The 8883-nt window shown below is 58.9% G+C and carries 6 protein-coding genes; 3 read left to right on the top strand and 3 right to left on the bottom strand.

What is annotated here, in order from left to right; translation table 11 throughout:
* Positions 1–64 precede the first annotated feature (64 nt).
* A complete protein-coding gene (locus UB90_RS19650) occupies positions 65–1390 on the bottom strand; it encodes a PQQ-like beta-propeller repeat protein (protein ID WP_065326667.1) in 1326 nt (441 codons plus the stop codon).
* A gap of 68 nt (positions 1391–1458) precedes the next feature.
* Positions 1459–2127 (bottom strand): hypothetical protein, encoded by a 669-nt coding sequence (locus UB90_RS19645; protein WP_039983743.1) that lies wholly within the window; start codon positions 2125–2127, stop codon positions 1459–1461.
* 364 nt (positions 2128–2491) lie between these two features.
* Here UB90_RS19645 and UB90_RS19640 point away from each other — a divergent pair, with 364 nt between their 5' ends.
* The gene (locus UB90_RS19640; RefSeq protein ID WP_065326666.1) at positions 2492–3739 is read left to right on the top strand and encodes an efflux RND transporter periplasmic adaptor subunit; all 1248 of its coding nucleotides are present in this window, start codon (positions 2492–2494) and stop codon (positions 3737–3739) included.
* On the top strand, positions 3736–7548 hold the full coding sequence (locus UB90_RS19635; protein WP_065326665.1) for an efflux RND transporter permease subunit: 3813 nt from the start codon (positions 3736–3738) through the stop codon (positions 7546–7548). The genes UB90_RS19640 and UB90_RS19635 overlap by 4 nt, the downstream gene beginning before the upstream one ends.
* Before the next feature lie 102 nt (positions 7549–7650).
* Here the strand turns inward: UB90_RS19635 and UB90_RS19630 are convergent, their stop codons facing one another.
* The gene (locus UB90_RS19630; RefSeq protein WP_005620190.1) at positions 7651–7893 is read right to left on the bottom strand and encodes a hypothetical protein; all 243 of its coding nucleotides are present in this window, start codon (positions 7891–7893) and stop codon (positions 7651–7653) included.
* Positions 7894–8285: 392 nt separating this feature from the next.
* Here UB90_RS19630 and UB90_RS19625 point away from each other — a divergent pair, with 392 nt between their 5' ends.
* Positions 8286–8864, top strand: a complete 579-nt coding sequence (locus UB90_RS19625; protein ID WP_065326668.1) for a PadR family transcriptional regulator — start codon at positions 8286–8288, stop codon at positions 8862–8864.
* Positions 8865–8883 lie beyond the last annotated feature (19 nt).

Raw genomic sequence — 8883 nt, 5'->3', positions numbered from 1 at the left:
GCCCCCGCCCCCTCGCGATGCGCAAAGCGCAGCGCAAAACTTCAATGGGGCCAATCCGTAGCTGTTAGCGAAACGCCGCCAAATTGCCGTCACGCGTCACCACATAAAGGGTGCCATTGGCCACCACGGGCTCGGTTGTTGCGCCGCCCTTGATCTCCACTGTGCGGGTTTGACGACCGTCAACCGGGTCAAAGAACCGCAAAAGCCCGTCGTTGGACGCAACCACCAGCTGACCGCCTGCAAGAATGGGACCGTGATGGGCGACAATCTCTGCGCGTTTTCGCGGCTTATCCTTAAGATACCCCGGCAGGTCTACCGACCAGATGGGACTGCCGTCATTGGCGTTGAGGCGCATCAGGCGGCTGCGATCGTTGACCAAAAACAGGCTACCGCCCGCAGCCCAGACCGGACCAAAAGTGCCCTCAAACGCGGTCCACAGACGCTCGCCCGAGGCTACATCAAAGGCCGCCGTGCGGCCTGAATGGTTGCCGACGTAAACACGATTTCCGTCCATGAAGGGCGCGCCCGTCACGTCGCTGATCTGCGAAATCGCGCTGCCGGTGCGCGCACCCGCGACCGAAGCGATCCAGCGGCGGAAGCCCCCGCGGCGGAACGTGCCGATCAAATCACCAGAGCCAAAGGCAAAGATGGAAATCTCAGATCCAACAACGGGTGCCGGAGCTCCGAGGATGTTGGACGCGCTGGGACTCGCTTCCATTTGCCATGCGATCCGGCCATCTTTGGTGTCAATCACCCAGGCCGTATCGTCCCCGGCCACAAGATAGAGGAGTCCGTCGCGAATCGTCGGGCTGCCGGAGCCTGTGGCGTCGAGCTCTTGTCGCCATACGGGTTGGCCTGTCTTCGCATTAAGCGCACTCAGAACACCAAAGCCCGAAGACACATAGACCACGCCATCCGCATAAGCGATGCCGCCACCTGTGGCGTCGCCCTCTTCGTCGCTTGCAGGCTCAATATTGCGCTGCCACAGGACCGCGCCCGAAGGGGATACCGCAGAAACCTTGGATGCCGCATCCAGTGTGTAAATCTGCCCCCCGCCCACAACGGGGGCGGCTGTGATGCGCTGCTTGCGGCTGTCACCTGCACCGATATTCGTCGACCAGATCAACGAGGGCGCGGCAGAAAGTGCCGCATGGGTGGTCCGCGTGGTGGGCTGGCCGGGGCTTTGTTGCCACGAGCTGTTGGTGACCGCACGCGGCAGCGAGATCGCAACCGAGCGATTTTCAACAACGCCGCCCCGGCGATCCGCGTGGATATCCTCACGTGCACCGCGCAGGATTTCCTCCGGCTCGGCACAGCCCAACAGAAGAGCCGCCATCGCCGTTGCCATCACGCTTGCACGCAGGCCGAAACCACCTGGAATTGCCGTCATCACCCTGCCCCTGTCATTATTCATGGGTCATTATCACTGGTCCCGCCGGATCTGCTGTCGCGCAGACCTCAGCCTTCCTGAGCTTCCGCCTCCGGCGATCCGCCAAGGGCTACAATCACTTGAGAGACCCGCTCTTGCAAGTCCCGCGACACGCCAGCCGAGGCTGCGATCTCTTTGAGACGCGCCAGCGCGGCGTCCGTGTCGCCTGCCTCAATATCGAGAAGCGCCAGTTGCTCGCTTGCCAGAAATTGCAGTGAGCCGCCTGCTGCAGCGAGCGTTTCAAGGCGCAATCTGCGGTCCTCGACAGGCATGGTCTCCGCCTGAAGGATCACAGATTTGAAAGCTGCGATGTCACGGTAGACCTGCGGTAGCTCGCTTTGCTGTGCCACGGCATCCAACAGGCTCGCTGCTTTCTCGGGTTCGCCTGCGTCCGCCAATGCAGCCGCTTGCGCAAAATCCACAACAGCTTTCGCACCCACCTCACCGGCGGAAATATCCGCCAGTGCCACCGCGCGATCTGCTGCGTCATTTGCTGTGAGCGCTGCCGAAATCTGGTCTCCGACGTCCTGCGCCGCACTGACGGCCTTGGCGCGGCTGTATTCACGCCAAGTCGCACCACCGACGATCAGCAGCACTGCCACAGCACCGATCCAGCCATAACGCTTTAGCATCAGGAACAGGCGGTCGCGGCGGACCTCTTCTGTGACCTCATCGATGAAACTGTCGGTATCGCTCATGAAACGGCCCTTGTCGCTCAAATCTCCACACCCATATACGGGCACGGATTGTCTTAGTGTCGATGTGACATAGCCTGTGCTGCGGGACAAGCCAAGTCCCGTCCACTCCGTCAGAAAATGCCGAAAATCACGGCTGAACCTGCGCCTGCGGGTCAGAATCTTGGTCGATTCGTGTCATTTTGCGTGACAAGAGCAATCAGAACCATTTTCTTAACGCGCGAAAACACCTAGGTCTGTCATCGTGGCAGATCCCAACCTTGCCTGCTTTATTGCAACAGCTGAATGTGACCTTCTTCACAGTGTGACGCGACGGAACACGGTAGATCTCACAGAAAAGTGTCCAATTTCGGAGTCGATTTTTACGATGCGCATAATCCCTCTTCTGACCGCCCTGGTCGTGACACTTGGCCTTTACGCCTTGGTCATGGAGCGCGACAGCCTGCTGGCTTTCGCCCGCGGCGAAGATACCACTGAGTTTGAAGACACCGCCCCAGAGGCAGACGCGCGCACCGAATTGGCCGATGCTGGCGACACCGGCGTTCACGTGGCAGTGGTTGCAGTGCACAGCAAAGCGCGCGCCATCGACAATGCGGTGGTCCTGCGTGGCCAGACCCGCGCCATGCGACAGGTCAATGTCATGGCCGAGACCGCCTCCACCGTGATCTCAGAGCCCCTACGCAAAGGCGCATCGGTCGAGAAAGGCGATGTGCTCTGCGAACTCGACCCAGGAACACGTCCCGCCTCGCTCCTCGAAGCCAGAGCCCGATTGGCCGAAGCGCGCGCAAATGTCCCTGCCGCCGAGGCCCGCCTTGAGGAGGCCAAAGCCGTCCTTGAAGAAGCGCGCATCAATCTCACTGCGGCCCAGAAGCTCTCTGAAGGCGGCTATGCTTCGGAAACCCGACTTGCATCGGCCAAGGCCGCTGAACGCACCGCGCAGGCTGCAATCGCCACTGCCGAAGGCGGGCTGACGTCGACCCATGCCGGGATCGAGTCCGCTGTCGCCGCCGTTGATGCCGCGGAAAAGGAAATGGATCGCCTGGTGCTTCATGCCCCGTTCAATGGTATCTTGGAATCAGACACCGCCGAACTTGGCAGCCTGTTGCAAGCCGGGAGCCTCTGCGCCACCGTCATTCAACTCGATACCATCAAGCTGGTGGGTTACGTGCCGGAAACGTCGATCAACCATGTCTCGCTGGGGTCCAAAGCGGGCGCGCGGCTGGCGACCGGGAAGCAGGTGGCAGGGACCGTCTCTTTCATCAGCCGATCTGCGGATGAGACAACCCGCACCTTTGAGGTAGAAATCACCGTTGCTAACCCGGATCTGGCCATTCGCGACGGCCAGACCGCAGAGATCGTGATCGCCGCCGAAGGCACCAAGGCCCACCGTCTGCCGCAATCGGCGTTGACACTGAATAACGAAGGCCAACTGGGCGTGCGCGTGGTGCGCGAAGATAAAACCGCAGGTTTTGTGCCCGTCACATTGCTACGCGACGAATCCACCGGCGTCTGGATTGATGGCCTGCCCGAAGAAGCAGATGTCATCACAGTGGGTCAGGACTTCGTCACCGAAGGCGTCGCCCTTGACCCTACCTATCGGGAGATGAGTGAATGATCGGTCTCGTCAACTGGGCCGCAGATCGTGCGAGGATGGTCCTCGCCTTTATCGCCATCTCCCTGCTGGTGGGGGGCTTTGCCTATGTGAGCCTGCCCAAAGAGGGCGAGCCCGATATTGAAATCCCCGCCCTGTTCATCTCCGTACCCTTCCCCGGCATCTCGGCCGAGGACTCCGAGACGCTGCTGGTGAAGGTGATGGAAACCGAGCTTGCCGATCTGGACGGGCTCGACAAAATGTCTGCCACCGCTGCCGAAGGTTACGCCGGTGTGGCGCTGGAATTCGACTTTGGATGGGATAAAACTGCCGTCATGGCGGATGTGCGCGATGCCATGGATGCCGCCGAGGCGGAGTTTCCGGAGGGCGCGGAAAAATACGCCATCCACGAAATTAACTTCTCTGAGTTTCCGATTGTCATCGTGAATATGTCCGGCCCGGTGCCGGAACGCACAATGGCGCGGCTGGCCAAGGACTTGCAGGATGACCTTGAGGCGCTGGATTCCGTGCTTGAGGCCGGGATTGCGGGCAATCGCGACGAAATGGTCGAAGTCCTGATCGACCCGCTGCGTCTGGAATCCTACAACGTCACTGCGGTCGAACTGATTAATGTTGTGCAAAACAACAACCAACTGATTGCCGCCGGTGAGGTTGAGAGCAATCAAGGCACCTTCTCGGTCAAGATCCCATCGTCCTTTGACAGCGTCGAGGACATCTACGGCCTTCCCGTCAAAACCAATGGTGATCGGGTGGTCACGCTGGGGGAATTGGCACAGATCAATTTCACGTTTGAGGACCGCCAAGGCACCGCGCGATTTGATGGTCGCGACACGGTGGCGCTTCAGGTGGTAAAGCGCAAAGGGTTCAATCTGATCGACACTGTAGATCAGGTGAAGGCGACGCTTGCAGAAGCGCAAGACAAATGGCCGCCCGAGCTCAAGGCCGCTGTTACCCTTGGCACATCCAACGACCAAAGCCGCGTTGTGGGGTCCATGGTCAGCCAGCTTGAAGGCTCTGTCCTGACGGCTGTGGCGCTGGTGATGATTGTGATCCTCGCGGCTCTTGGCAGCCGCGCCGCGCTTCTGGTGGGCTTTGCGATCCCAACGTCCTTCCTGTTGTGCTTTGCGTTCCTTGCGTTGATGGGAATTTCAGTCTCCAACATCGTGATGTTCGGCCTGATCCTTGCGGTGGGGATGCTGGTGGATGGTGCGATTGTGGTGGTGGAATACGCCGACAAACGCATCGCCGAAGGCACCGGACCCATGCACGCCTATGTGGAGGCCGCTCAGCGGATGTTCTGGCCGGTGGTTTCCTCCACCGCGACAACGCTCTGTGCCTTCTTGCCGATGCTATTCTGGCCGGGTGTGCCGGGCGAGTTCATGGGTATGTTGCCGGTAACTCTGATCTTCGTTCTTTCGGCCTCGCTCGTGGTTGCGCTGATCTATCTGCCTGTCATGGGGGGTGTCACAGGTCGGTTGAGCCGCACGTTTGGCAACGCCTCCGATGTTTTGCGCCGCACGCTTCCTTGGGCGGTGCGCGCGGCCTTGGTGCCGGTGGCGCTTTGGGGGATGTTCGTGGGCGCGATGCAGTTGCTCAACCCGGGCTATCTGTTCGCGGGGGCCACCGGTATGCCGGCGGCGCTCCTTGGGGCTGCCATCTTTCTATTGTCCGCTGTAGCAGCTTCTATCACCCTTGGCGCAGCAGAACTGCAGCACCGCCAGCGTGGCGTCGTCGCTGGCAACCGCCTGCGCGGGTTCGGCTGGTTTATCAAGATGATCGTCGGCAACCCTGTGATGCCAGTGGTCACGCTCTTGGTGGTGGGCTTTGGCATCATGACAGTGTTCGGTCTGTTCCAGACCAACAATCGCGGGGTCGAATTCTTTGTCGAAAGCGAACCCGAACAGGCCACCGCCTATGTGCGGGCACGCGGCAATATCTCGCTCCATGAAAAAGACGAGATGGTACGCGCCACCGAGAATTTGATCATGCGGCACCCAGCTGTAATCAACGTGTTCTCCTTTGCGGGCGAAGGCGGTCTCAACACGGATGCTTCTGGTGCCAGCACCCCGCCCGACACCATCGGGCAGGTGCAGTTTGAGATCATCCCATGGGAGGACCGCCCGACCAAGACCGAACCAATCCTCGGTGGCCTCTTTGAGCGCGAAGTGACCGCCGACGAATTTGACGGCGACACCGTGCTCGAAGAGCTGAGCAAACTCACCGATACGCTTCCCGGTTTCAAAGTTGAAATCAAAGCGCTCGAAGGTGGACCCGCGTCAGGCAAACCGGTGCATCTGCGCATCAAAGGCGACGATTGGGAACCGCTGCGCGCGGCCACCAATATCGCCCGCACGCATTTCGAAGAGACACCGGGACTGACACTCATCGAAGACAGCCTGCCCCTGCCCGGCATCGATTGGGAAATCGACGTGGATGTGGCAAAGGCGGGTCGTTATGGCGCCGATGTGGCCACCGTCGGCGCGATGGTGCAATTGGTGACACGCGGCATCTTGCTCGACACCATGCGGGTGGACAGTTCGGACGAAGAAATCGAAATCCGCCTGCGCCTCCCCGAAGAGCAACGTGTGCTGTCTACACTCGATACGCTCAAACTGCGCACCGAAGAAGGTCTGGTGCCGCTGTCGAACTTTGTCACGCGCAAGCCTGTGCCGAAGCTCGCCGAGATTTCGCGCATCGAACAGCAGCGTTACTTCGATGTAAAAGCGGATGTTGAGCCGGGTCTCAGCAGCATCACCATGCAGGACGGCGATGGTGAAACCGTGCCTCTTGCAATCGTAAAAACCCTTACCGAAGGCGCAAGTGCCGCTGGCGACACAGTAACGCTCCCCAATGGCGCAACGGCCGAGGTCAAGACCCTAACCGGGTCCGATTCTGTTGATGCGCTGCGTGAGGCGATTGCAGATGGCGACACCCTGATTACCCCAATCAATGCAAACGAGCGCATCGCGGAGTTGACCAAATGGCTGGAAACCTCGCCATTTGATGCCTCGATTGATTGGGAATGGACGGGCGATCAAGAAGAGCAAGCCGAGTCCGGTGCCTTCCTTGCCAAGGCCTTCCTCGGCGCACTTGGGCTGATGTTTGTGATCTTGCTGGCGCAGTTCAACAGCTTTTACAACTCGGTGCTCGTGCTGTTGGCGGTCGTTCTGTCCACCACCGGTGTGCTGATCGGCATGATGGTTATGCAACAGCCGTTTTCCATCATCATGACTGGAACAGGCATCGTGGCGCTGGCGGGGATCGTTGTGAACAATAACATCGTTCTCATTGATACCTATCAAGAATTCAGCCAGCACATGCCACGGCTCGAGGCCATCATCCGCACCGCAGAGGCCCGCATCCGTCCGGTGCTGCTGACCACCATCACCACGATGGCGGGTCTGGCGCCGATGATGTTCGGCATCAGTCTGGATTTCATCAACGGTGGCTATTCCATCGACAGCCCAACCGCGCTGTGGTGGAAGCAGCTGGCAACTGCCGTGGTCTTTGGCCTTGGGGTCGCAACCGTGCTGACGCTGGTGGTCACACCGTCGCTACTGGCGATCCGGGTGTGGCTCTCGACCTATATGGCATGGATGGGACGTGTCATTGCACGCATAAGCGGTGGCAGCGGCAGCCAAGTGGTGCGTGACACAGAGCTTCAACGCAAAGCGCGCCGCCTGCCCTCGACCGAAATCGATTGGCTGGGCGAACCTGCGGCGAAGGACACGGATGATGTGTCTACTTCAAACGACACGGCCGACGATGCCGATACCCCGACAGGACGCTCTCCCCTTAGGGCCGCTGAGTAATCCGACACAGACAAACGCCCCCTCTGAAATCTCAGAGGGGGCGTTTTTTTATTCCCGATTGACGGCTGATATGATGATCAAAGCCTCGGGCGCAGAGTCTGATCAGCTCTTGTCGTTCATCGGTGCCTGTTCCAGCACGTCAGATTGCTCGGCCTGATCGATCTCTTCCATATCGGCCACACCGTCTTTGTTGACATCAACCATCTCGAACTCCTTCTGGGTCAGCGTAGGATACTCCTGCTGAAGCTCCTTGAAGGTCAGCGCGCCTGCCTGCTCAACTTCTGCCATGGCGGGGGCTGCGATCAGGGCGCTCAGGGCTGCGGTGGTCAGTGCAATGCGTTTCATGATGTCCTCCTTTGAGGTCTTACTCGTGAATTTGAGAGCGTTTGCCCTCGTGACACCACATCACCTAAGAACCATCCCTGTGATCTCCAGCGCCACGCGCCCTGACCTGTCCAGATCGGCGCGCGTCTGCCGAGATCGCGTTCTATCACAAGCAAGGTGTCGCACAGACGTCCGCTTTGGCAAGAAATCACCTATGCGTGATGGAACAAAGTTCCAGACCAACCGGCATTACACTGATATTAAATGACTTTTAGAGATACCTCCGGCAGGTATGCGGCTTCGCTCTGTCGACCTCAACTTGCGTCACCGCCAAAACACATGCAAATATCAAAATCCTGTTTGCACGGCGCGACAACCGCCCTGTGTCGATGACCAGTACAGAGTTCTACGAGATGCCTAAGTCCGCCGCAGCCAGAATTGGGCGCAAACGCACCGCATATGCGGTTTTGGGTTTTGTTATGATGGGTCCAAAATCTGGCTATGACATCAAGCAGGCGATCTCACGCAGTACGTCATTTTTCTGGAATGAAAGCGCCGGCCAGATCTACCCCATCCTGCGTGCTCTTGAAGACGAGGGGCTAATAGAACGTGACACGACCTCCCCGACGTCTACAGGCAAACGCCAGCGGCAAATGTATCAGATTACCGATCGTGGGCAGGCGGCGTTGCAGGACTGGATCGCAGGCCCAAGCAGTGATGTCATCGTGCGCAATGAGCTGCTCCTGAAGATGTTTTTTGGCGCAAGCGTCGCGCCAGAGGTCATAATCAAGATGTTGGAAGACCACTGCCATGGTCTGCAAGATCGCATCGCCTTTTTCGAAGAAATCATCCGACAGCGCCAGGCTGAAGAAGCCGCAGGAAAATTGGCAAACGCCGCCTTTATGATATCAACGCTGGATTACGGGTATCGCATGGCCAGTGCAGCGGTGGATTGGTGCGATGCAACGATTGCGTCACTCAAAGATCTCTAAATTACGTTGTAAGTGATGT

The organism is Tritonibacter mobilis (assembly GCF_001681715.1).
GTDB lineage: Bacteria > Pseudomonadota > Alphaproteobacteria > Rhodobacterales > Rhodobacteraceae > Epibacterium > Epibacterium mobile.
The sequence above is the reverse complement of the archived record's forward strand: the minus strand, read 5'-3'. Positions and strand labels throughout refer to the sequence as shown.